The sequence below is a fragment of the Pseudomonas maioricensis genome (assembly GCF_022790535.1).
GTDB classification, from domain to species: Bacteria; Pseudomonadota; Gammaproteobacteria; order Pseudomonadales; family Pseudomonadaceae; genus Aquipseudomonas; species Aquipseudomonas maioricensis.
Genome location: NZ_LOHG01000013.1, coordinates 123,985 through 146,393, shown reverse-complemented (window position 1 = coordinate 146,393; position 22,409 = coordinate 123,985). Strand labels below are relative to the sequence as shown.

The following is a 22,409-nucleotide window of genomic DNA, read 5'->3' as shown; positions in this document are numbered from 1 at the left end:
CGAGAGGCCGTCAACCCTTAATTTCACTAAAGTGTCATATCTTTCTGAAACGCCCTGAAACACAGGGGGAGCCTGGCGGCTCCCCCTCTTTTAAAGACGACTACTTATAGGCTGGGAAAGGCGAACTGCGAAGCTTCATGGCTTGCACGCTGCGGCCACCGCTGGGTAATTGCCTTGCGACGCGTATAGAACCGCACGCCATCAGGACCATACGCATGCAGATCGCCGAACAGCGAACGCTTCCAGCCGCCGAAGCTGTGGTAGGCAACCGGCACAGGCAAAGGCACGTTAACCCCAACCATACCCACTTCAATCTCGTCGCAGAACAAACGCGCAGCTTCACCGTCACGGGTAAAGATGCAGGTGCCATTACCGTATTCATGATCATTGATCAGTTGCATGGCCTGCTCAAGACTGGCAACCCGTACGATGCACAGCACCGGGCCGAAGATCTCTTCTTTATAGATACGCATCTCTGGCGTCACCTGATCGAACAGGCAACCGCCCATAAAGAAGCCGTCTTCATTACCAGCAACACTCAAGCCACGACCATCAACGACCAACTTGGCGCCCGCTTGCACACCGTCTTCTATATAGCCACTTACTTTGTCGCGATGCTGGCCGGTGACCAGAGGCCCCATATCCAGACCACACGTTGTACCGGCGCCAATTTTCAGCGAAGCGATCTGAGGCACCAATTTGGCTACCAGAGCATCGGCAATCCGATCCCCCACACACACGGCAACTGAAATCGCCATGCAGCGCTCACCGCACGAACCGTAAGCTGCGCCCATCAAGGCACTGACGGCGTTGTCCAGATCTGCATCCGGCATCAGCACCGCATGGTTTTTCGCGCCGCCCAGCGCTTGCACTCGTTTGCCACGTGCAGCGCCTTCTTTATAGATGTACTCGGCGATTGGCGTTGAGCCCACAAAACTGAGCGCTTTGACTTCCGGCGCTTCGATCAGTGCATCCACCGCAGCCTTGTCGCCATGAACGACATTGAGCACTCCCTTGGGCAAACCAGCCTCGTGCAGCAGTTGTGCGATCAGCAACGTAGAGCTTGGATCGCGCTCTGAAGGCTTGAGAATGAAGCAGTTGCCGCAAGCGATCGCCAGGGGGTACATCCACAGCGGGACCATGGCCGGAAAATTGAACGGCGTAATACCGGCAACGACACCTAGAGGCTGGAAATCGGACCATGCATCAATATTCGGGCCGACGTTGCGACTGTACTCACCCTTTAGAATTTCAGGAGCCGCACAAGCGTACTCGACGTTTTCGATACCACGCTTGAGCTCACCCGCAGCGTCTTCGAGCGTCTTGCCGTGTTCTTCACTGATCAGTTGTGCAATGCGGCCTTCGTTCTGCTCCAGCAGTTGCTTGAAGCGAAACATAACCTGTGCACGTTTTGCCGGTGGCGTATTGCGCCAGGCCGGGAACGCTGCCTTGGCCGAATCGATGGCTTGCTGCACGGTTTCGCGGCTGGCCAGTGAAACCTTATGGATAGCCTGACCAGTCGACGGGTTGAACACGTCAGCAGTGCGACCGTTGTCGCTGACCAGTTGGCCATCGATCAAGTGTTGGATGGTGCTCATGAAATGACTCCAAAGCAGGCGCGAACAACTCCGCGCCCGTCATCTATATAGAAGAGATTGGTCAGTCGACCTGATTCAGCGCTTCGCCCACCGCGTCGAACAAACGGTCCAGGTCTTGCGGCTTGCTGTTGAAGGTTGGTCCGAACTGCAAAGTGTCACCGCCAAAACGAACATAGAAACCAGCTTTCCAGAGCTTCATGCCTGCCTCGAACGGTCGCACGATTGCATCGCCATCGCGTGGAGCAATCTGGATAGCACCAGCCAGACCATAGTTACGAATGTCGACGACGTTCTTCGTACCTTTGATGCCATGCAGCGCGCTTTCGAAATGAGGCGCCACTTCGGCCGCCTGCTGTACAAGGTTTTCCCGTTGCAGCAGATCGAGCGCCGCGATACCGGCCGCACACGCAACAGGGTGTGCCGAGTAGGTATAACCATGCGGGAATTCAACGGCGTACTCAGGCGTCGGTTGATTCATGAACGTCTGATAGATTTCGCTGCTGGCAATCACTGCCCCCATCGGAATCGCGCCATTGGTGACTTGCTTGGCGATGCACATCAGATCAGGCGTCACGCCGAAGCTCTCGGCACCGAACATGGATCCGGTACGACCAAAGCCGGTGATGACTTCGTCGAAGATCAGCAGAATGTTGTGCTGGTCGCAGATTTCACGCAGGCGTTTGAGATAACCCTGAGGCGGAACAATCACACCCGCTGAGCCAGCCATCGGCTCGACGATAACCGCTGCAATGTTCGACGCGTCATGCAACTCGATCAGCTTGAGCATTTCATCAGCCAACGCGATACCGCCAGCCTCCGGCATGCCTTTGGAATAAGCGTTGCTGGCCAGCAAGGTATGGGGCAGATGATCCACGTCCATCAACTGGCCAAACATTTTACGGTTGCCGTTAACCCCACCCAGGCTGGTACCCGCAACGTTCACGCCGTGGTAACCGCGGGCACGTCCGATCATTTTGGTTTTGGTCGCCTGGCCTTTCAGCCGCCAGTAAGCCCGCACCATCTTCACTGCGGTATCCGCGCACTCAGAACCTGAGTTGGTGTAGAAAACATGATTGAGGTTACCGGGTGTGAGCTCGGTGATTTTCTCCGCAAGCTGGAAAGACAGCGGATGACCAAACTGGAACGCCGGGGAGTAATCCAGAATGCCCAGTTGCTTGGAAACGGCTTCCTGAATTTCCTTGCGCGTATGACCCGCCCCACAGGTCCACAGACCAGACAATGCATCGTAGATCTTGCGACCCTTGTCATCTGTCAGGTAACTGCCCTGCGCCGCAACGATCAGACGTGGATCTCGCTGGAAATTGCGATTGGCTGTGTAAGGCATCCAATGAGCATCAAGCTTCAATTGGCTGGCAATAGACATCTCGGACGACTCGAAACTGTTCATCGAAACGGACCTCGCTGGGGCGCTGGGCGGTAGACGGGATGCAAATACTTGATGCAGCTACGGTGCCACGGGGATAAAGTCGTGAAAACTCAACTTTTACGATCTTTAGTTAGCCGATTACTAAACTATGAGCAGTCGTCGTCCCGATCCACTGGCACAAGTCAGCGACTTTGATATTCGATTGCTGCGCATCTTTCGAAGCGTAGTCGAATCAGGCGGATTCTCCGCCGCTGAAAGCGCGCTAGGCATAGGCCGCTCAGCTATCAGTCAGCAAATGAGCGATCTTGAGCAGCGGCTAGGCTTGCGCCTTTGCCAACGAGGTCGCGCCGGTTTTTCGTTGACCGAAGAAGGTCGAGAGGTCTATCAGTCTTCGTTACAGCTGCTGGGTGCGCTGGAAAGCTTCCGCACCGAAGTGAACGGACTGCACCAGCATTTACGTGGGGAGTTGAACATCGGTCTGACCGACAACCTCGTTACCCTGCCTCATATGCGCATCACCCATGCACTCGCCCAGTTGAAAGAGCGCGGACCTGACGTGCACATCAACATCCGCATGATTGCTCCCAATGAAGTCGAACAAGGCGTGCTCGATGGACGCTTGCACGTCGGCGTTGTGCCTCAGGCCAGCGCCTTGTCAGGGCTTGAGTATCAGCCGCTGTACAGCGAACGGTCGTTGCTTTACTGCGCAGTGGGTCATCCGCTCTTCTATATGGAAGACGCTGCGCTGGATGATGAACGACTCGCTGAACAGGACGCCATTGCGCCGACATTCAGACTCCCTGCGGACATTCAGGCCCATTATCAGGCACTCAACTGCACGGCCAGCGCATCTGACCGGGAAGGCATGGCTTTTCTGATTCTGACGGGTCGCTACATCGGCTACCTGCCCGACCACTACGCAAGCTTTTGGGTACAACAGGGCCGACTGCGGGCATTGAAGCCCTCCTCCCGTTTTTATGACCTGAGCCTTGTTTCAGTAACCCGCAAAGGACGCCGCCCCCATTTGGTGCTGGAGAGCTTTCTGCAGACGCTGGCTGCTACACGCTGAAACATTTGCCCAGCGGCAAACCCACGACCTGTAGGAGTGAGCTTGCTCGCGATAGCGTCAATTCATCACATGAATTCTTCGACCATGAGATCGAATCGCGAGCAAGCTCACTCCTACAGCTCTGGGTTTGCTGCGCGACAGCGCCGTGCCGTGGACACCGAGGTGCGACTACAAGTATTCGCTAAACACTAGCCCTCAAAATTCCTGAGCACTTGGACAGCTTTTTGCACAGTGGATGTATCAGACGCCCATTGAGAGCACGACATGCAGCCCGACGCCTCACCCAGCAGCGATCTCATTTATGGTCTGGATGATCGCCCCAAACCATTACCGGCGACACTGGCCGCGCTGCAGCATGTGCTTGCCAGCTTCGTCGGCATCATCACACCGCCATTGGTGATCGGCTCGGCGCTCGGCCTGGGGGCGTACATGCCTTACCTGATTAGCATGGCGTTAATGGTTTCAGGCGTAGGTACTTTCATCCAGGCACGTCGGCCATTCGGCATTGGTGCAGGGATGATCTGCCTGCAAGGAACCAGCTTTGCCTTCCTCGGTGCCGTATTGTCCGCTGGTTTTCTGGTCAAGCAACGCGGTGGTAGCCCTGAAGACATTCTGGCAATGATCTTCGGCGTCTGTTTCTTCGGCGCGCTGGTGCAGATTGTCTTGAGCCGCTTTATTGGCCAACTGCGCAGAGTCATCACGCCCTTGGTGACCGGCATCGTGATTACCCTGATCGGCGTCAGCCTGATCAAGGTCGGCGTGACCGACCTTGGCGGAGGCTTCAATGCGCCTGATTTCGGCGAGCCACTGAATCTGGCACTTGGCGGCTTCGTGCTGGCCGTGATCATTTTGCTTAACCGCTCGAATATCCCGTGGATACGTTTGTCGGCAATTATCATTGGCCTCGCTGTTGGTAGCCTGGCGGCGTGGTTCAGCGGCAAGCTAGTCCCTCACGCCGTCAGTGACTTACCCCTGATCAGCGTCCCCGTCCCATTCCGGTTTGGCTTTGCCTTTGACTGGACCGCATTCCTGCCGGTCGCGCTTATCTATCTGATCAGCACCATCGAAACAGTGGGCGACCTGACAGCCAACTGCATGCTCGCCAAAAAGCCTATCAGCGGCCCGAGCTACATCGCCAGGCTCAAAGGTGGCGTGCTGGGCGATGGAGTCAGCTGCATGATCGCCGCGACTTTTAGCGCATTTCCCAACACTACTTTCGCGCAGAACAACGGGGTCATTCAGCTCACCGGTGTGGCCAGCCGTTATGTCGGCCTGTACATCGGCGCAGTGCTGTTCATGCTCGGGCTGTTCCCGACCATTGGCGCATTACTGCAGCAGATCCCCAAACCGGTTCTCGGCGGCGCGACGCTGGTGATGTTCGGAAGCGTTGCGGCTGCGGGCGTACGTATTCTGGCCCAGGCTCCGCTGGACCGACGCAGCATGCTGACTATCGCGACCTCATTTGGTGTCGGCCTGGGTATCGCCGCGCAACCGGCACTGCTGCATCATCTGCCTAAATTGGTACAAAACCTGTTTGACTCGGCGATTACCAGCGGTGGCATCACCGCCATTGTCATGTGCCTTCTACTGCCGGAGGACAAGACCAGCGTCGCCGGTACAAAATCTGCAACCGAAGGCGAACCATCGACGCATTGAATCCTGACGATGCCGAGCGCTTATTGCTTTGCCCTGTCGACACTTGTCGGATCAGCAGGGTTGCGTTATCTGTTCAGCATTGCACCCCATGATCTGTCCGGAACTGCCCCATGATCCTTGAAGTCCCAGCGCACAGTACTCACAACATAAAACCGGCAAGCCGCATTCGTCAGAAGAATGAAGAGGCCATTATCAAAGCTGCGGAAGATGAATTCGCTCGTCACGGTTTCAAAGGCACCAGCATGAATACCATTGCGCTGAACGCCGGGCTACCCAAGGCCAATCTTCATTACTATTTCACTAACAAGCTCGGGCTGTACGTTGCAGTACTCAGCAACATCCTCGAACTGTGGGACAGCACCTTCAACAACCTTACCGTCGAGGACGACCCGGCGCTGGCGCTGAGCCAATACATAAGAGCCAAGATGGAGTTCTCTCGCCGCCAGCCTCAGGCTTCTCGAATCTTCGCGATGGAGATCATCAGCGGTGGCGAATGCCTTAACCAATACTTCAGCCAGGATTACCAGGCCTGGTTTCAAGGCCGAGCCTCGGTTTTCCAGGCGTGGATCGATGCAGGCAAAATGGACCCGGTGGATCCGGTCCACCTGATTTTCCTGCTGTGGGGCAGCACTCAACATTACGCCGACTTTGCCACGCAAATCTGCCAGGTGACCGGACGTACCCGCTTGACCAAGCAAGATATGGAAGTTGCGGGCGATAATCTCATTCGCATCATTCTCAAGGGTTGCGGCCTGACGCCTCCAGGCGCTTAACTGGCGCAATCTGTTTACAGCTGGAACCCACGCATGCCCTTTACTCTGGTTGGCCCTTGTGAATTTCGCGAAGAGATTCGCAAGAGCCGCTTTATTACCCTTGCCGCGCCGATCACTAGCGCCGCTGACGCACAAGCGTTTATCGAGCAGAACAGCGACCTCAACGCAACCCATAACTGCTGGGCGTGGAAACTGGCCGATCAATACCGTAGCAATGACGACGGTGAACCTGGTGGCACGGCGGGCCGACCGATTCTGGCAGCCATCGAGGCTCAGGAATTCGATCAGGTCGTGGTTCTGGTGATTCGATGGTACGGCGGCATTCAACTGGGTACCGGCGGCCTCGCCCGAGCCTACGGTGGCGGAGCAAACAAATGCCTGCAACAGGCGGAACGCCTGCCTCTGATCACTCGCGTACAACTCAATTTGTCCTGCAGCTTCAGCGAATTGGCCCTGGTAAAGCTGCGGCTTGCCGAGCTGAACGGATTGGTAAAGAACGAAGACTTCACCGCCAATGGAGTGGAGCTTGCGATTGCGGTTGGACCTGAACAGGTTGAAACCCTACAGCGGCAGTTGGCGGATTTGAGCCGGGGGCGGATTGTTTTAACTGACTGATACCGAGTTGTCGCGCACCACATACAGGCTCATTCGGAAGACTCTCTGTGTGTCGACAAGCTGACATGCGAAGCAAATCCTGTAGGAGCTGAGCAAGCTCAGCTCCCACAGAATCTCCGCGATGTCGTGGGAGCGCAACCGTCGGCCCTACACACAATTACTGTGCATCCGACTGTGGATAAGCTGAGCACATGCGGCTGTAAGCCTTGTAGCATCTGGCTTTCAGCCCGCCGATCATTTTTTACACAAATAGGCCTTATAACGACAAAAGCCTCTTTAAAACAGCGCTTTACGACCCGTTATCGCCCGTAGCAACTAACGAGTAGCGGCTTATATCGATGTTTTGAGCTTGCGCACATTTCCTGTGGAACAACCTGTGGATAACAGGTGCAAGGGTCTCGGCGACGCCGAAGCAGCCTGCCCAGACAATGATTGTATGTTTTTCGCTCAATCCGGCTGAGCGATATTGCGCCATGTCACCAGAAACATGCCCCGATCTGGTGCTTTGAGAAGCTTCCAATCCGGTTTCAATCCCTGACAAACGCTGAGCTAGAGTTGCTACGACACAGTAGTTACAAGCATTTTCAAGTTCACCTGAAAAAACCTGACTGCCTGGCCAGGAAATTGCTATATCCACGAGCGATCCCCTTACCTTGAGCCTGTCATGCCAAACCCTGTGACGCCCGCACGCCTGCAACTTCGTGCCATCAGCAAACGCTATCCCGGCTGCCTGGCCAACGATGCAATTGACCTGAATATTGCGCCTGGGGAAATCCACGCCTTGCTCGGCGAAAACGGCGCAGGCAAAAGCACCCTGATGAAAATCATCTACGGCGTAACGCAGCCTGACTCAGGCGAGATCGTCTGGCAGGGGCAGGCTCTGAAAATGCGCAATCCAGCCCAGGCCCGAAGCTTGGGCATCGGCATGGTGTTCCAGCATTTCTCGTTGTTCGAAACCCTGACAGTCGCGCAGAACATCGCGCTGGCGATGGGCAGCGCGGCTGGCACCCCCAGACAACTGGAACCAAAAATTCGCGAAGTTTCACAGCGCTATGGCATGGCGGTCGAGCCGCAACGACTTGTCCACAGCCTGTCGATCGGCGAGCGGCAGAAAGTCGAGATCATTCGCTGCCTGATGCAGGACATCCGTCTGCTGATTCTCGATGAACCTACATCCGTGCTTACTCCGCAGGAGGCCGACGAACTATTCGTCACCCTGCGGCGTCTGGCCGAGGAAGGCTGTAGCATTCTTTTCATCAGCCACAAACTGGGTGAGGTCAGGGCCTTGTGCCACAGCGCGACAGTGCTGCGGGGTGGCAAGGTATCCGGACATTGCATCCCGGCCCAGTGCTCTGATCTGGAGCTCGCCCGCTTGATGGTCGGTGACGCTGAAGGCTTGACCGCAAAGTATCCAAAAGTCACAGGCCACAAGCCGTTTCTACAAGTGGAAAAGCTCGCCTGGCATAACCCGGACCCCTTCGGATGTTCCCTGGTCAACATCGACCTTGAAGTGCGCAGCGGCGAGATCGTCGGCATCGCAGGTGTGGCAGGTAACGGCCAGGACGAACTGCTCGCACTGCTCAGCGGCGAACAAACGCTGAGCCATACGCTGTCCCCTGGTATCCGGTTCGCAGGTGCCAACATTGGTCATCTGCGTCCGGATGCGCGCCGTAGAAACGGCCTGGCCTTTGTTCCGGCGGAACGACTGGGCCACGGTGCCGTTCCGGATTTGAGCCTCAGTGACAACGCGCTGCTGACCGCCTTTCAGCAGGGTCTGGTAAGTAATGGCCTGATCCAGCGCGGCAAAGTCCGAAGCCTGGCTGATGAAATCATCAAACGCTTCGCAGTGAAGACACCCGACGCTCAAGCTCCAGCTCGCAGCCTGTCTGGCGGTAACCTGCAAAAATTTATTCTGGGCCGCGAAATCCTGCAGAACCCTAAGCTGTTAGTCGCCGCGCACCCGACCTGGGGAGTCGATGTGGGGGCCGCTGCAGCGATTCATCGCGCGCTGATTGCCTTGCGCGATGCCGGCGCCGCAATTCTGGTGATATCAGAAGACCTCGACGAACTGTTCCAGATAAGCGACCGCCTTGCGGCACTCAGCAGCGGCAGGCTCTCCCCTCTCGTGGCGACCGGGCAGACTTCGCCCGCGCAAGTCGGCGGCTGGATGGCCGGTGAATTCGATGCACCGCCTGACACTCAACCTCAATTCCAAGCCGCCGCGCTTAATTAACGGAGTTTCCGATGCTGCTTTCTCTGGAACCGCGCGGGCAACAATCACGAGCCATGTTGTGGTTTTCACCACTGCTGGCCGCCGTATTGACCCTCATCTGCGGCTCATTACTGTTTATCGCCTTGGGCCTGAACCCTTTACTCACTCTGCATACTTTGCTGATTGCACCGGTTAGCGACTGGTATGGCGTATCCGAATTAATGGTCAAGGCGCTGCCCATTCTGCTCTGCGCGCTGGGTCTGGCGGTGGCTTATCAAGCGCGGATCTGGAACATCGGTGCCGAAGGCCAGCTGTTGATGGGCGCACTGGCGGGTAGTGCACTGGCGGTCAACATCATTGAGATGGAAAGCCGCTGGGCGCTCGTGCTTATCCTGCTGGTTGGCACACTCGGTGGCGCGGCGTGGGCGGGCTTGACCGCGTGGCTGCGCACCCACTTCAACGCCAATGAAATCCTGACCAGCATCATGCTCAATTACATCGCGCTGAACCTCCTTTTGTTTTTCGTACATGGGCCGCTGAAGGACCCGGCCGGGATGAACTTTCCGGAGTCGGCAATGTTCGGTGACGCCAGCCGCTTACCCTTGCTCACCGAAGATGGCCGCGTACATGCGGGCGTGTACTTCGCCTTGCTGGCACTGGTTGCCGTCTGGGTTTTGTTGCAACGCAGCTTCGTCGGTTTTCAGATCAAAGTACTGGGGCTGGATAAGCGCGCTGCAGGTTTCGTTGGGTTTCGGGAAAAACGTCTGGTCTGGCTTGCCTTGCTGATCAGCGGCGGCCTCGCAGGATTGGCCGGGGTCAGCGAAGTTGCAGGCCCGATTGGTCAACTGGTCCCGCAAGTGTCGCCGGGTTATGGCTACGCAGCGATTACCGTGGCTTTTCTTGGCCGCCTCAATCCAATCGGTATTTTGTTCGCCAGCTTGCTGATGGCGCTGCTGTACCTGGGCGGCGAAAACGCGCAGATGGCGCTGAACTTACCTCAAGCGATCACTCAACTGTTTCAGGGCATGATGCTGTTCTTCCTGCTGGCTTGTGATGTGTTGATCCTTTATCGCCCACGCCTGAAAGCGCGCTGGGCAAAACGTCAGATGGCACCCGTTGCCACGGGAGCCGTGTGATGGATATCGATCTGCTGAGCAATATTTTCTTTGCCATGGTGCGCTGCGGAACGCCACTGCTATTGGTTGCACTGGGTGAGCTGATCTGCGAAAAAAGCGGCGTCCTCAACCTGGGGCAGGAAGGCATGATGCTGTTCGGGGCAGTGATCGGATTCATTATTGCCCTGAGCACCGGCAATCTTTGGCTCGGGGTGTTACTGGCGATGATGGCGGGCATGCTGCTATCGAGTTTGTTCGCAGTGGTCGCACTGGTTTTCAATGCCAATCAGGTCGCAACAGGGTTGGCACTGACTATCTTTGGCGTGGGTTTGTCGAGCTTCGTTGGCGCTGCCTGGGTGGGTAAACCCCTGCAAGGTTTCGAGCCGATTATGATCCCCTACCTGAGCGATATCCCGCTGATTGGTCGCATGCTGTTCGCTCAGGACATTCTGGTTTACCTGTCCTTTGCACTGTTTGCGCTGGTGGCCTGGGCACTGCTGAAAAGCCGCGTGGGCCTGATTATCCAGGCAGTCGGCGAAAACCCGGACGCGGCCAGCGCCATGGGCTTACCCGTTTTGCGGGTGAGAACACTGGCAGTATTGTTCGGCGGCGCAATGGCTGGCCTGGCGGGTGCCTATCTGTCGTTGGCGTACACACCGATGTGGGCAGAGAACATGAGCGCCGGCCGCGGCTGGATCGCCTTGGCTTTGGTTGTATTCGCCAGTTGGCGAGTATGGCGTCTGCTGTTGGGCGCGTACTTGTTTGGCCTCGCCAGCATCCTGCATTTGGTTGCTCAGGGTATCGGCCTGGCGATCCCGTCCAATCTGCTGGCGATGCTGCCGTATGTAGCGACCATCGTTGTATTGGTGCTGCTATCGCGCAATGCCCTGCGCACCCGGCTTTACGCCCCGGTTTCGCTAGGGCAGCCCTGGCAGGCGGGGCACTAAAGCAGCGCTGAAAAAAAGAGGCTGTAGGAGCGACCGGGGTGGCGCTCCTACAGTTGCTTGTTAATCGAGCGGACCGGTAATAACTGCAACACCGCCCACATCAACTCCATGATCAGAAATCCCGCCAGCAACCAAGTTGCACCGTGCATCAGGGCATAGGCCTGCCACGTCGCGAACAGCAGTCGACCTACCGCGTCATAACGTCCGAAAACCCTTTGCGGATCGCGGATCCGCAGCACTGACCAGACGCACACAATCGACCCCAGCAAATTGGCCATCAACATATGCATGGGTTCGAACGGTGGCAGCGTGCCAGGTAGATTCCAGGCCTGACTCAAGCCGGATAAAAGCCCATGCAACGCGACGAAACTCCAGGGCGTGACAAACGCTGCCGTAACAATAAGGTCGTACCAGCCGCTAGCCCGGACCACATGTTGATAGTGTTGCGGTTGCCACATGAAATCTCTCCTGTTGATTGAATGTTCCAACAGGCTAAAGGCTGGAGTACGCTCCATGGTCAATCCCAGGGAACGGAAATATGCGCATTGGTGAACTCGCTCAAGCCACCGCCGTCAGCCGCGACACGCTGAGGTTCTACGAGCAGCGCGGTTTGATTGCCGCGCAACGCAGCGCAAATGGCTATCGTCACTATCCTGCAGAGATGGTGCAACTGGTGCAGTTCATCAAAACCGCACAGCGTCTGGGCTTCAGCCTGAACGAAATCGGCCATAGCGTTGCCGAACTCTGGAAAGCACCGGCACCCGATATGGCGATTACTCAGCTACTGCGGGACAAACTCGCACTAGTCGAAACCCGCATCGCCGAACTCGGCGAATTGCGCAACGAATTACAGGACCGGCTGGGCCAAAGCTGCCCGCTAAATCCCTCATAACGCTATTCAGGAGAAAATTTTGTCCGCTCAAAAAACTGCACTGATCATCGGCGCCTCTCGCGGCATTGGTCTGGGACTGGTCAAACGACTGACTGAACAAAACTGGAAGGTCATTGCCACCGTTCGCGACCCACAAAAAGCGACTGACCTCAAAGCCATCTCTGGCGTCCGCATCGAAACCCTCGACATGGATGACGTCGCCTCTCTCGATGCCTTGAAAAACACGCTGCAAGGACAGGTCTTTGATTCAGTGGTCATCAACGCCGGGATCATGGGACCCAAGCCGCAAAGCGCCGAGCAGGTGACTACAACTGACTTGGCACAACTGTTCCTCACCAACGCCATTGCGCCTATCCGCCTGGCGGAGCGTCTTGTCCCGCAAATAGCCCCTGACACGGGTGTCCTGGCCTTTATGAGCTCCAGATTTGGCAGCGTTACCTGCCCGGATGGTGCAGATGCCGTGCTGTACAAAGCGAGCAAAGCGGCCCTGAACTCCCTGACCAACAGTTTCGTGCTGCAGCTGCCGGAACCTCGCCCCACTGTTTTGTCCTTGCACCCGGGCTGGGTCAAAACCGAGATGGGTGGCGAAAGTGCGGCTATCGATGTTGAAACCAGCACTCTCGGTTTGGTGGAACAACTCGATGCTTACGCCGGTAAAGGCGGGCATTATTTTGTGGATTACAAGGGCGAAACCATTCCGTGGTGAAGTCACTATTAGAACCTCTCGCCAACAAGTTGCCTCCTGCCTGACGCGGCGCTAACCGGTAGGACCGAACTTGTTCGCGAGGCGGCAGACTTGAATCACCGCGTATAACACTCTCGCCAACAAGTTGGCTGCTACCGGGATTCACAGGTAGAATCCCGGCCTCGCCGACGCTGCAAAACTTCGGCGACCCTGGATCAGCAGACAGGGCAACACTGAGCTGGCTAACCTGAACCTGTCTTTCAGAGGAGCCGGCACAATGCCCGCGATCCGTATCTGGTTGAAAAATCCCCTTGCCGCTTTCACTGCCAACGACCTCGATGCCCGAGGCGGCCTGGTCATTGAAAATGGCGTCATCGCCGAACTACTTGGCGCTGGTCAGTTACCGTCGACCCCTTGCGATCAAGTGTTCGACGCCCGCGAGCATGTGCTGCTACCGGGCTTGATTAATACTCATCACCATTTTTATCAAACCCTCACGCGGGCCTGGGCTCCAGTGGTCAACCAGCCGCTGTTTCCGTGGCTGAAAACCTTGTATCCCGTCTGGGCGCGTTTGACTCCAGAGAAACTCGCACTGGCCAGCAAAGTTGCGCTGGTCGAGTTGCTGCTGTCGGGATGCACCACAGCGGCGGATCATCATTATCTGTTTCCCGACGGCCTGGGAAACGCCATCGATGTGCAGGTTGAGAGCGTCCGTGAATTGGGAATGCGCGCGATGCTCACCCGAGGCTCGATGAGCCTGGGTGTGGACGACGGAGGGTTACCACCGCAACAAACCGTGCAGCAGGGAGAGGTTATTCTTGAAGACAGCCAGCGTTTGATCGAGCGCTATCACCAGCGCGGCGCAGGCGCTCAGATACAGATCGCCCTGGCACCCTGCTCCCCGTTTTCGGTCACGCCCGAGATCATGCGTGCAAGCGCTGATCTGGCAGACAAACTGGATGTCCGCCTGCACACCCATCTGGCCGAAACTCTGGATGAAGAAGACTTCTGCCTGCAGCGCTTCGGCTTGCGTACTGTCGATTACCTGGAAAGCGTCGGCTGGCTGGGACCACGCACCTGGCTCGCCCACGGCATTCATTTCAACCCTGAGGAAATCACCCGACTGGGGTCGGCTGGAACAGGTGTCTGTCACTGCCCAAGCTCGAACATGCGCCTGGCCTCCGGCATTTGCCCGACACTGGACTTGATCTCAGCAGGCGCTCCGCTAGGGCTGGGTGTGGACGGCTCGGCCTCCAACGACGCCTCGAACATGATCCTCGAAACGCGGCAGGCACTGTATCTGCAACGCCTTCGTTACGGAGCAGAAAAAATCACCCCGGAGCTCGTGCTTGGCTGGGCCACTAAAGGATCTGCGCAGTTACTCGGCCGAACCGACATCGGCGAACTGGCAGTCGGCAAACAGGCGGATCTGGCGATGTTCAAACTGGATGAACTGCGTTTCTCCGGCAGCCATGATCCAGTATCGGCACTGCTACTGTGCGGTGCCGATCACGCCGATCGGGTCATGATTGGCGGCCAGTGGCGAGTGATTGATGGGCAGGTGGAGGGCCTGGACTTGAAGGGCTTGATTGCCGATCACAGCCAGGCAGCGCGAGCGTTGATTCGCGGTTGATGGACACATTCCTGTAAGTGCTAACGAGCACCGCGAGGCAGCGATGGCGGCCTGCCTGATACACCGCTATCGCGGCCTCGCGGTGCTCGTGCGCTCCTACAGATCATTCGTTTACAGCACAGTAGCGCAGTGTAAGTAGCTACAACCCCAACAACGACAACATGATGAATGTCGCGAACAACACAAAGTGGGTCATGCCCTCTATCGCGTTGGTTTCACCGTCATTGAGGTTGATAGCGCTCACCAGCAAGGTGATGAAAATCATCACCGTCTGCACTGGCGTCATCGCCATCTGGAACGGCTGGCCGCTGTAAAGCGCCATGGCTTCCATGACGGGTACGGTCAGGATCACCGTCGACAGTGATGCACCCAGAGCGATGTTCACCACGGACTGCATACGGTTTGCCAGCGCAGCACGCAAGGCCGTCAGAATTTCGGGCGCGGCAGAAATAGCCGCCACCAGAATCGCAGTCATGACCGGTGGTGCACCTGTGCCTTCAAGGCCCAGGTCGACGGTTTTGGACATCACTTCGGCCAGCGCGCCAATGACAACCACACCCAGCACCAGCGTACCGATCGAAAGCGTCAGATTGACGGGCTCGCTCTGCACTTCCGGTTGGTCCTTGCGCTTCTTTTTCTCCGGATAGCTGTAGCTGAAGAAGTAACTGTGCGGCCCGACCTGCATACGCAGGAACAGGGTGTAGAGCAAGATCATCGCGCCAATGGTGAACGCCGAATACATCTTCCAGTCGCCTTCGGGGATGAACTCAGGCACCACCATGGAAACGCCCATCGCGGTCAGAATCATCACACTGTAGGTGCGTGCTGAATCGTCGTTATAGGACTGTTCGCCGTGCTTGATACCACCCATCAAGGCAGCCAGGCCCAGGATGCCGTTGATGTCGAGCATCACCGCCGAGTAAATCGTGTCCCGCACCAGCGTTGGCGACGGTTCGTTACTCATCATGATCGCCAGGATCACCACTTCCACCAGCACCGCCGAAAGGGTGAGGATCATGGTGCCGTAGGGGTCGCCGACTTTTTCAGCAAGCAACTCGGCATGGTGAGCCACGCGCAATGATGCGCAGACGATAAATCCAACCAGCGCAATGCCCGCTGTGAGCGCAATGCCCTGCCCGTTGTTGAGGAACCAGTGCTCAAACGGGTAAGCGACGAACGTTGCCAGAATCGCCAGCAGGAGAAATTTTTCTTGCTTGAGTATTGAGCCCATTACCTGCCTTTAAACCTTCACACATGAACCGTCCGGATAACGCGTTCAAGGCGTTGAGAGTGCTGAGTGTAAGCAAAGGTTTCAAAATGGGTGAGATCTGACGTCGCGCATTCCTGTAGGAGCTGCCGAAGGCTGCGAAGCGATCTGCCTGACACGTTGTCATTCGCAGCCTTCGGCAGCTCCTACAGATCATGGGCGCACCAGTTAGCAGCAACGTTGGGCTGGAATGCACCGTCCGGTGTCGTCTGTATCGCGGGAAAACCTATTACAGATGAAGCCCTGTCATTAACTGTCCAGTTGGTCAGTTTTTTGCATTGCTGGAGCAACCCGCTAAGACGGCCGTGCCAACAAGACCAAAAGGAGCTAGACCCGATGCACTCCACCACTCACCCGCGTCGCCCCCTGAAAAAATTGCTGTGCGCTATGGCTGCTGTCGTCGGACTGGGCTCTAGCCTGCTCGCATCCGCAGCAGATCCATTGAAAGTCGGCTTCGTCTACATCGGTCCAATTGGCGACCACGGCTGGACCTATCAACATGAGCAAGGTCGCAAAGCCATGGTTGAAGCGCTGGGCGACAAGGTCACTACCAGCTATGTAGAGAACGTGCCGGAGGGCGCCGACGCCGAGCGGGTGATCCGCAACATGGCCAAGGGTGGCTACGATCTGGTCTTCACCACTTCGTTTGGTTACATGAACCCGACGCTGAAGGTTGCCAAGCAATTCCCGAAAGTGACCTTCGAACACGCGACCGGCTACAAGCAAGACAAGAACATGGGTACCTACCTGGCGCGCACCTATGAAGGTCGCTACGTCGGGGGGTTCCTGGCGGCAAAAATGACCAAGACCAAAAAAGTCGGTTACGTCGCTTCGTTCCCGATCCCGGAAGTACTGCGTGATATCGATGCCATCCAGTTGGCATTGAACAAATACAACCCCGGCACCGAGATCAAAGTCGTGTGGGTCAACTCCTGGTTCGATCCGGGCAAAGAAGCTGATGCTGCCAACGCGTTGATCGATCAGGGTGTGGACGTCATGTTCCAGCACACCGACAGCCCGGCGCCGATCCAGACAGCTGAACGTCGCGGCGTCTACGCAGTGGGTTATGCCTCGGACATGGCTCACTTCGGCCCGAAAGCAGTGCTGACCTCCATCGTCAATAATTGGGGACCGCACTACATTCAGGCGACTGAAGGCGTAATTAATGGCACCTGGAAATCTCAGGATTACTGGGGCGGCCTGAAGGAAGGCACGGTTGAACTGCCGATCAGCGATATCGTGCCTGCGGACGTAAAGGCTGAAGCCGAGAAAATCATTGCCGACATCAAGAGCGGCGAGTTCCACCCGTTCACAGGCCCGATCAAGGATCAGACCGGTGCAGTGAAAATTCCGGCTGGCAAAGTGGCGACCAATGCAGAACTGGCTTCGATGAACTATTACGTTGAAGGCATCAAGGCGGAATTGCCGAAGTAAGCGCTCTTCTTCCCTGACACAGCGCTGTCGCGCAGCAGGCAAGACCCTGTAGGAGCGAGCTTGCTCGCGATCCGGTTTATTGGTCGACGTTTTTATCGCCTGAACTGACACTATCGCGAGCAAGCTCGCTCCTATAGAAACTCAGGCTTACCAGTTAGTTATATAGATGGCTCCTACAGGGGTCATCACAAGCTGAATAATCTGTATCAGGACAAACACCGTGAACCAACTCCCGATCATCGACATCGCCCCGCTCTACAGCGATGACCAAATCGCCTGGCAAGCCATTGCCCGGCAAATCGACCAGGCCTGTCGGGAGTGGGGGTTTTTCTACATCAAAGGCCACCCGATCAGCGCCGAGCGGATCGAACAAGTGGTGGGCACGGCGCAGCAATTCTTCGCCCTGCCACAAACTGAAAAACTCAAGATCGACATCACCCAAAGCCGCCATCATCGCGGCTATGGCGCTATTGCGACCGAACAGCTGGACCCGAATATACCGAGCGATCTCAAGGAAACCTTCGACATGGGCTTTCATTTGCCCGCCGATCATCCGGAGGTCGTCGCTGAAAAACCGTTGCGCGGCCCCAATCGCCATCCAGCCATGCCCGGCTGGGAAGCATTGATGGAACAGCACTATTTAGACATGCAGGCCCTCGCGCAGAAGTTGCTTCAGGCAATCACTGTCGCGCTGGACATCGAGCGTGACTTCTTCGACAAACGCTTTGTCGCTCCGGTCAGCGTGCTGCGTTTTATCCATTACCCGCCGCGCCATACCGCTACCAGTGCCGAGCAACAAGGTGCAGGGGCACATACTGACTATGGCTGCATTACCCTGCTGCATCAGGATTCTGCCGGAGGTTTGCAGGTACGCGACGTGCGCGGGCAATGGATCGATGCGCCCCCCATCGACGGTACATTCGTGGTCAACATTGGTGACATGATGGCGCGCTGGAGCAACGACCGGTACGTGTCTACGCCACACCGGGTTGTCAGCCCGCTGGGTGTCGACCGCTACTCGATGCCGTTTTTCGTCGAGCCCAACCCGGATACCCGGATTGAATGCCTGCCCGGCTGCCAAAGCGAAACCAGGCCCGCACGCTATCCTGCAACCACCTGTTCTGAGTTCTTGTTGTCACGTTTTGCCGATACCTATGCGTACCGACGAGAGCAGGAGGCTGGGTAAATTTGAACCGCTTGGTCAGGTTTTGACCTCAAGAAGCCATGCTTCTGTAGAATGCCGGCCATCTGCACCTGATGAGAAAAGCACATGTACGATTGGTTGAACGCCCTGCCAAAGGCAGAACTGCACTTGCACCTGGAGGGTTCTCTGGAGCCCGAGTTGCTCTTTGCACTCGCCGAACGCAATAAGATCGCGCTGCCGTGGAATGACGTCGAGGCCCTGCGCGGAGCTTACGCCTTCAACAACCTGCAGGAATTCCTCGACCTCTATTACCAGGGCGCAGATGTACTGCGTACCGAGCAGGATTTTTACGACCTGACCTGGGCTTACCTGGAGCGCTGCAAGGCCCAGAACGTGATTCACACCGAGCCCTTCTTTGATCCGCAAACCCATACCGACCGGGGTATACCGTTTGAAGTCGTACTGAACGGCATCACTGGCGCCCTGAAAGACGGTCAGTCGAAACTGGGTATCAGCAGTGGTCTCATCCTCAGCTTCCTGCGTCATTTGAGCGAGGAGGAAGCGGAAAAAACCCTCGACCAGGCGCTACCGTTTCGCGATGCATTCGTCGCCGTGGGTCTGGACAGCTCGGAGATGGGCCATCCACCCAGCAAGTTCAAGCGCGTTTTTGATCGTGCGCGTAACGAAGGCTTCCTGACCGTAGCTCATGCTGGCGAAGAAGGTCCGCCGGAGTACATATGGGAAGCGCTGGACCTGCTTAAAATCCAGCGTATTGACCACGGTGTACGGGCAATCGAAGACGAACGTCTGATGCAGCGTATTATCGACGAGCAGATCCCGCTGACTGTTTGCCCGCTTTCGAACACCAAGCTCTGCGTCTTCGATGACATGGCAAAGCACAACATTCTCGACATGCTTGAGCGTGGCGTGAAGGTCACGGTGAATTCCGACGATCCAGCTTATTTCGGCGGCTATGTCACCGAGAACTTCCATGCGCTGTATACCCATTTGGGCATGACTGAAGACCAGGCAAAACGTCTGGCGCAAAACAGTCTGGATGCTCGCCTGATCAAGCCTTGATCTGATCGCACGTCACGCGGCAGCCGCGATCTTGTCGATCTCGCGCTGCCCGCTGGATGACACCTGCAGGGTGCTGGACTCTTCAGTCGTGCGTAACCAGCCCATCTGAATGAAAAGCTGCAGCAACCCTGCCCCCAGCGCACCGCCCAGGTGCGGAGTGAATTCGCCCCTGTCGGCACAGGCACAGACCGTTTCGCGCTGACGAAGTGCAAGCGCAGGTATGTAAATCCCACGCTCGGCAAACTTTGCCATACCTACGCTGGTGACCTCGACCCGCTGCTCCTGTTGTTCGATCCACCCCGCCCCCAGAAGCCGTTGATAAAGCTCGGCGGCCATGTCTCCCCCCAAGTGATCACAGCAGATACGGGCCTCCCTCAATGGCATAGAAGACGAAGGTTGCGCCACATTCCGGTTGATCTGCGCAGTACTGACAACAGAGGCACATGCCAGCGCTTCAAGGGCTGTCGCTACTTGTGGCCCCGCCAAACGGAAAAAACGTTTGCGGCCTCGCACCTCCTGCTTCAACAGCCCGCCAGACGCCAGGCGTGCCAAATGGGCACCAGCCGATGATGTCGTCAGGCCCGCAAGCAGAGCCAGTTCATTGGCGGGTCGAGCAGTTCCATCCATCAAGGCCCAAATCATTGCACTACGCTTCGGGTCAGCCAGCAGTGTTGCAACGTGACTGATGCAAGGTGCATATTCCATATGTTCACTCCCTGTTGAAACATCATCTATCGCGATGAAATGGTGGCAGCAATCAAGTTGTAATCAAGAAGCCACGCCGCCAAATTCGAAGCCGTAATGAGCCAGTGAAACAGCGGTCCTCAAGTGACCAACAGCATCTAACTGCCCGCCCCTCCCGACATCAACCATGAATCCAAATGCGGATAGCCAGTATAAGCCTTGGAACCTTTCACCCTATCAGGCAAAAAACTCATCACCCCGACGTGATCCAGTCCCTTTTGACTAACCTAGCCCAAGCTTTTACGGCTAGACAACTTCTGAAAAAATCAAAAATGACTCACTTAAACCCCAGATACAAAGGCTTTCCGCTCCTCAAGAAGAAAATCCGCAACGCTGCACAAGGCATTTTCCTACAGCTATGACACCAAAAAACGCTCAATAAAATAAGACAATTAGTAGAGCTCATGTTCGCAGCTAGTTACCATCAATCATATTTACGCTCGTCATTTTCCGAAATATCCGTAGGACAAATCCACTAAACATGTAGCCAACAACAGCAAAACAGTGAAGGAATATAAACCGAGACTGCCTGGCTTATTATTTACATCCGACAAATAGCCACACCCACACTTAATGGGCCGTTAATTAATCAGCATTTGCGGTGGGGACTACTTATCAGTGAGTAAGCTCCCGCGAAACATTCGCGGGAGCCTCAACATCAGGGCTGGCGGTTCAATGTCTCGCGCTGGTTCTGCAAGCGGCGGGTCAGTACCGAAATGCTGACCGCCAGCGCGCCACACGTGCTGATCACCAGCGCCATGGGTACGGCGGTGCCGTCGTGCAGCACGCCAACCATTGCAGCAGCACCCGCCGCCACGCTGAACTGCAGGCAACCCAGCATCGCAGACGCGCTTCCGGCGCGAGCCCATTGGCCGTTCATTGCGCAGGCCGAGGCATTGGGGATGATGCAGCCCAGACTGGCGATACAGATGAACAACGGCACTAGCAAGGGCCAGAGTTGTTCGGTGCGCAAGCCTGTAACTGCCAGCAGTACCAGGGCTGCGGCGAGGTAGATCCAGATAGTCCGTGACAACAGAAACGCTGGCCCTCGCTTCCCTACCAGCCGTGCATTGAGCTGTGCTATCAGAATGAAGCCGGCCGCGTTGGTACCGAACAACCACCCATAATGCTCAGCGGGTACGCCATAAAGTTTGATGAATACGAAAGGCGAGCCTGCGATATAGGAAAACATCCCGGCCATGGCAATACCGCCCGTCAACGCATGCCCAAGGAAAATGCGATCACCCAACAAACTGCGGTATTGAGTCAGGGCCCCTGCCAGAGGCTGACGCGGATGGCTGGCTGGCATGCTCTCTGGTAACCCGAGTGCCACGGCCAGCGAAGCCAGCGCACTGAAGGCTGTCAGGCTGATAAAGATGGACTGCCAGCCATAGAGGTTGACCAGTAACCCGCCAAGCATGGGTGCAAGGATCGGGGCCAGCCCCATCACCAGCATCAATTGCGAGAAAACTTTGGCTGACTGCACAGCGTCGCACTTGTCGCTGACAATCGCCCTGGCAATCACCATTCCCGCGCAACCGCCCAGAGCCTGAACGAAGCGTGCGCCTATCAACCATTCCAGATTAGGGGCGAATGCGCAGGCCAATGAAGCCAGCGTAAACAGCGTCACACCAAACAGCAGCGGAACTCGTCTGCCAAAGCGGTCAGCCACCGGCCCGTAAGCCAGCTGACCAATGGAAAGCCCCAGAAAGTAAGACGCCAGGGTGAGCTGAACGTGTTTCTCATCTGTGCCAAACGCCAGGGCGATGGCCGGGAAACCAGGCAGGTAGAAATCGATGGCCAAAGGGCCGAAGGCGCTAAGCGCACCGAGAATCAGGATGGTACGAAGGTTCATGAGGCGTCCAGACAGTGCTCGTGCAGCCAGACAGTTTAACCGCGCCTGCAGAGGCTGAGTGTCAGGAGAAGGTAATTACTTCAAAAAGTTTCAGGTGCTGACCTTTGGGATCTCACCATTGACGCGATGCCGCAGAACCTGTGGGAGGCTCTATGCTGGCATGCAAACACAATTCCCGTGGGAGCTGAGCTTGCTCGCGATACAGTCACCGGAATCTGTCTGGGTAATCGGGGTGCTTTTATCGCGGGCAAGCCCGGCTTTCATCAAACAACATGCAACCTACTGGATTGAAATGCATTTCCT

Annotated in this window: 20 protein-coding genes; 13 read left to right on the top strand and 7 right to left on the bottom strand. The window is 56.4% G+C overall.

Annotation, left to right across the window (positions count from 1 at the left end; genetic code table 11):
* Positions 1-104: 104 nt before the first annotated feature.
* Both AUC61_RS19955 and aptA read right to left on the bottom strand, forming a co-directional pair.
* A complete protein-coding gene (locus tag AUC61_RS19955; protein WP_243247879.1) occupies positions 105-1,598 on the bottom strand; it encodes a CoA-acylating methylmalonate-semialdehyde dehydrogenase in 1,494 nt (497 codons plus the stop codon).
* A gap of 61 nt (positions 1,599-1,659) precedes the next feature.
* Entirely contained in the window at positions 1,660-3,006 is a 1,347-nt protein-coding gene (gene aptA / locus AUC61_RS19950) for an omega-aminotransferase AptA (RefSeq protein ID WP_122662589.1), read from the bottom strand.
* Between the two features lie 127 nt (positions 3,007-3,133).
* Between aptA and AUC61_RS19945 the strand changes: the two genes are divergently transcribed.
* The 4 genes from AUC61_RS19945 to AUC61_RS19930 all read left to right on the top strand — a co-directional run bounded on the left by AUC61_RS19945 (position 3,134) and on the right by AUC61_RS19930 (position 7,098).
* Complete coding sequence (locus AUC61_RS19945) at positions 3,134-4,054, top strand: LysR family transcriptional regulator (RefSeq protein WP_243247878.1); 921 nt, start codon at positions 3,134-3,136, stop codon at positions 4,052-4,054.
* Positions 4,055-4,318: 264 nt separating this feature from the next.
* Positions 4,319-5,710 carry a uracil-xanthine permease family protein gene (locus AUC61_RS19940; RefSeq protein WP_243247877.1) on the top strand — a complete coding sequence of 464 codons (1,392 nt, stop codon included), beginning with the start codon at positions 4,319-4,321 and terminating at the stop codon, positions 5,708-5,710.
* A gap of 110 nt (positions 5,711-5,820) precedes the next feature.
* Positions 5,821-6,483 (top strand): TetR/AcrR family transcriptional regulator, encoded by a 663-nt coding sequence (locus AUC61_RS19935; protein WP_243247876.1) that lies wholly within the window; start codon positions 5,821-5,823, stop codon positions 6,481-6,483.
* A gap of 33 nt (positions 6,484-6,516) precedes the next feature.
* Positions 6,517-7,098: an IMPACT family protein gene (locus AUC61_RS19930; protein WP_243247875.1), complete on the top strand. Its 582-nt coding sequence runs from the start codon at positions 6,517-6,519 to the stop codon at positions 7,096-7,098.
* A 289-nt stretch (positions 7,099-7,387) separates the two neighbouring features.
* On the opposite strand, the gene AUC61_RS19925 is transcribed toward AUC61_RS19930, so the two are convergent.
* The gene (locus AUC61_RS19925) at positions 7,388-7,735 is read right to left on the bottom strand and encodes a hypothetical protein (protein ID WP_243247874.1); all 348 of its coding nucleotides are present in this window, start codon (positions 7,733-7,735) and stop codon (positions 7,388-7,390) included.
* Positions 7,736-7,762: 27 nt separating this feature from the next.
* On the opposite strand from AUC61_RS19925, the gene AUC61_RS19920 reads away from it, so the two are divergent.
* The 3 genes from AUC61_RS19920 to AUC61_RS19910 are packed head-to-tail and all read left to right on the top strand — an operon-like array spanning position 7,763 to position 11,372.
* A complete protein-coding gene (locus tag AUC61_RS19920) occupies positions 7,763-9,331 on the top strand; it encodes an ABC transporter ATP-binding protein (RefSeq protein ID WP_243247873.1) in 1,569 nt (522 codons plus the stop codon).
* 11 nt (positions 9,332-9,342) lie between these two features.
* The gene (locus tag AUC61_RS19915) at positions 9,343-10,446 is read left to right on the top strand and encodes an ABC transporter permease (RefSeq protein WP_243247872.1); all 1,104 of its coding nucleotides are present in this window, start codon (positions 9,343-9,345) and stop codon (positions 10,444-10,446) included.
* Positions 10,446-11,372: an ABC transporter permease gene (locus AUC61_RS19910; protein WP_243247871.1), complete on the top strand. Its 927-nt coding sequence runs from the start codon at positions 10,446-10,448 to the stop codon at positions 11,370-11,372. The genes AUC61_RS19915 and AUC61_RS19910 overlap by 1 nt, the downstream gene beginning before the upstream one ends.
* A gap of 47 nt (positions 11,373-11,419) precedes the next feature.
* Here the strand turns inward: AUC61_RS19910 and AUC61_RS19905 are convergent, their stop codons facing one another.
* Positions 11,420-11,830 carry a hypothetical protein gene (locus AUC61_RS19905; RefSeq protein WP_243247870.1) on the bottom strand — a complete coding sequence of 137 codons (411 nt, stop codon included), beginning with the start codon at positions 11,828-11,830 and terminating at the stop codon, positions 11,420-11,422.
* 80 nt (positions 11,831-11,910) lie between these two features.
* On the opposite strand from AUC61_RS19905, the gene AUC61_RS19900 reads away from it, so the two are divergent.
* The 3 genes from AUC61_RS19900 (at position 11,911) to AUC61_RS19890 (ending at position 14,582) form a co-directional block, all read left to right on the top strand.
* Positions 11,911-12,264: a MerR family transcriptional regulator gene (locus AUC61_RS19900; protein WP_243247869.1), complete on the top strand. Its 354-nt coding sequence runs from the start codon at positions 11,911-11,913 to the stop codon at positions 12,262-12,264.
* 19 nt (positions 12,265-12,283) lie between these two features.
* Positions 12,284-12,970, top strand: a complete 687-nt coding sequence (locus AUC61_RS19895) for an SDR family oxidoreductase (RefSeq protein WP_279291096.1) — start codon at positions 12,284-12,286, stop codon at positions 12,968-12,970.
* Positions 12,971-13,226: 256 nt separating this feature from the next.
* Positions 13,227-14,582, top strand: a complete 1,356-nt coding sequence (locus AUC61_RS19890; protein WP_243247868.1) for an 8-oxoguanine deaminase — start codon at positions 13,227-13,229, stop codon at positions 14,580-14,582.
* A gap of 139 nt (positions 14,583-14,721) precedes the next feature.
* Here AUC61_RS19890 and AUC61_RS19885 read toward each other — a convergent pair whose 3' ends face one another.
* Positions 14,722-15,813 (bottom strand): calcium:cation antiporter, encoded by a 1,092-nt coding sequence (locus tag AUC61_RS19885; RefSeq protein WP_243247867.1) that lies wholly within the window; start codon positions 15,811-15,813, stop codon positions 14,722-14,724.
* 372 nt (positions 15,814-16,185) lie between these two features.
* On the opposite strand from AUC61_RS19885, the gene AUC61_RS19880 reads away from it, so the two are divergent.
* From AUC61_RS19880 to AUC61_RS19870, 3 genes are all read left to right on the top strand, one after another.
* Positions 16,186-17,283: a BMP family ABC transporter substrate-binding protein gene (locus tag AUC61_RS19880; RefSeq protein ID WP_243247866.1), complete on the top strand. Its 1,098-nt coding sequence runs from the start codon at positions 16,186-16,188 to the stop codon at positions 17,281-17,283.
* Positions 17,284-17,503: 220 nt separating this feature from the next.
* Positions 17,504-18,469, top strand: a complete 966-nt coding sequence (locus AUC61_RS19875) for an isopenicillin N synthase family dioxygenase (protein WP_243247865.1) — start codon at positions 17,504-17,506, stop codon at positions 18,467-18,469.
* A gap of 84 nt (positions 18,470-18,553) precedes the next feature.
* Complete coding sequence (locus AUC61_RS19870) at positions 18,554-19,507, top strand: adenosine deaminase (RefSeq protein ID WP_122662557.1); 954 nt, start codon at positions 18,554-18,556, stop codon at positions 19,505-19,507.
* A gap of 12 nt (positions 19,508-19,519) precedes the next feature.
* Here the strand turns inward: AUC61_RS19870 and AUC61_RS19865 are convergent, their stop codons facing one another.
* Together AUC61_RS19865 and AUC61_RS19860 are read right to left on the bottom strand one after the other, a co-directional pair.
* Positions 19,520-20,212: an ArsR/SmtB family transcription factor gene (locus tag AUC61_RS19865; protein ID WP_243247864.1), complete on the bottom strand. Its 693-nt coding sequence runs from the start codon at positions 20,210-20,212 to the stop codon at positions 19,520-19,522.
* Positions 20,213-20,909: 697 nt separating this feature from the next.
* Positions 20,910-22,106 carry a multidrug effflux MFS transporter gene (locus tag AUC61_RS19860; RefSeq protein WP_243247863.1) on the bottom strand — a complete coding sequence of 399 codons (1,197 nt, stop codon included), beginning with the start codon at positions 22,104-22,106 and terminating at the stop codon, positions 20,910-20,912.
* Between the last annotated feature and the right edge of the window lie 303 nt (positions 22,107-22,409).

Coding starts and splice junctions, on each gene's coding strand:
- AUC61_RS19920 (WP_243247873.1), top strand. CDS start 7,763: ATGCCAAACCCTGTGACGCCCGCACGCCTGCAACTTCGTGCCATCAGC.
- AUC61_RS19915 (WP_243247872.1), top strand. CDS start 9,343: ATGCTGCTTTCTCTGGAACCGCGCGGGCAACAATCACGAGCCATGTTG.
- AUC61_RS19860 (WP_243247863.1), bottom strand. CDS start 22,106: ATGAACCTTCGTACCATCCTGATTCTCGGTGCGCTTAGCGCCTTCGGC.
- AUC61_RS19865 (WP_243247864.1), bottom strand. CDS start 20,212: ATGGAATATGCACCTTGCATCAGTCACGTTGCAACACTGCTGGCTGAC.
- AUC61_RS19910 (WP_243247871.1), top strand. CDS start 10,446: ATGGATATCGATCTGCTGAGCAATATTTTCTTTGCCATGGTGCGCTGC.
- aptA (WP_122662589.1), bottom strand. CDS start 3,006: ATGAACAGTTTCGAGTCGTCCGAGATGTCTATTGCCAGCCAATTGAAG.
- AUC61_RS19870 (WP_122662557.1), top strand. CDS start 18,554: ATGTACGATTGGTTGAACGCCCTGCCAAAGGCAGAACTGCACTTGCAC.
- AUC61_RS19930 (WP_243247875.1), top strand. CDS start 6,517: ATGCCCTTTACTCTGGTTGGCCCTTGTGAATTTCGCGAAGAGATTCGC.
- AUC61_RS19885 (WP_243247867.1), bottom strand. CDS start 15,813: ATGGGCTCAATACTCAAGCAAGAAAAATTTCTCCTGCTGGCGATTCTG.
- AUC61_RS19945 (WP_243247878.1), top strand. CDS start 3,134: ATGAGCAGTCGTCGTCCCGATCCACTGGCACAAGTCAGCGACTTTGAT.
- AUC61_RS19940 (WP_243247877.1), top strand. CDS start 4,319: ATGCAGCCCGACGCCTCACCCAGCAGCGATCTCATTTATGGTCTGGAT.
- AUC61_RS19905 (WP_243247870.1), bottom strand. CDS start 11,830: ATGTGGCAACCGCAACACTATCAACATGTGGTCCGGGCTAGCGGCTGG.
- AUC61_RS19880 (WP_243247866.1), top strand. CDS start 16,186: ATGCACTCCACCACTCACCCGCGTCGCCCCCTGAAAAAATTGCTGTGC.
- AUC61_RS19935 (WP_243247876.1), top strand. CDS start 5,821: ATGATCCTTGAAGTCCCAGCGCACAGTACTCACAACATAAAACCGGCA.
- AUC61_RS19955 (WP_243247879.1), bottom strand. CDS start 1,598: ATGAGCACCATCCAACACTTGATCGATGGCCAACTGGTCAGCGACAAC.
- AUC61_RS19890 (WP_243247868.1), top strand. CDS start 13,227: ATGCCCGCGATCCGTATCTGGTTGAAAAATCCCCTTGCCGCTTTCACT.
- AUC61_RS19900 (WP_243247869.1), top strand. CDS start 11,911: ATGCGCATTGGTGAACTCGCTCAAGCCACCGCCGTCAGCCGCGACACG.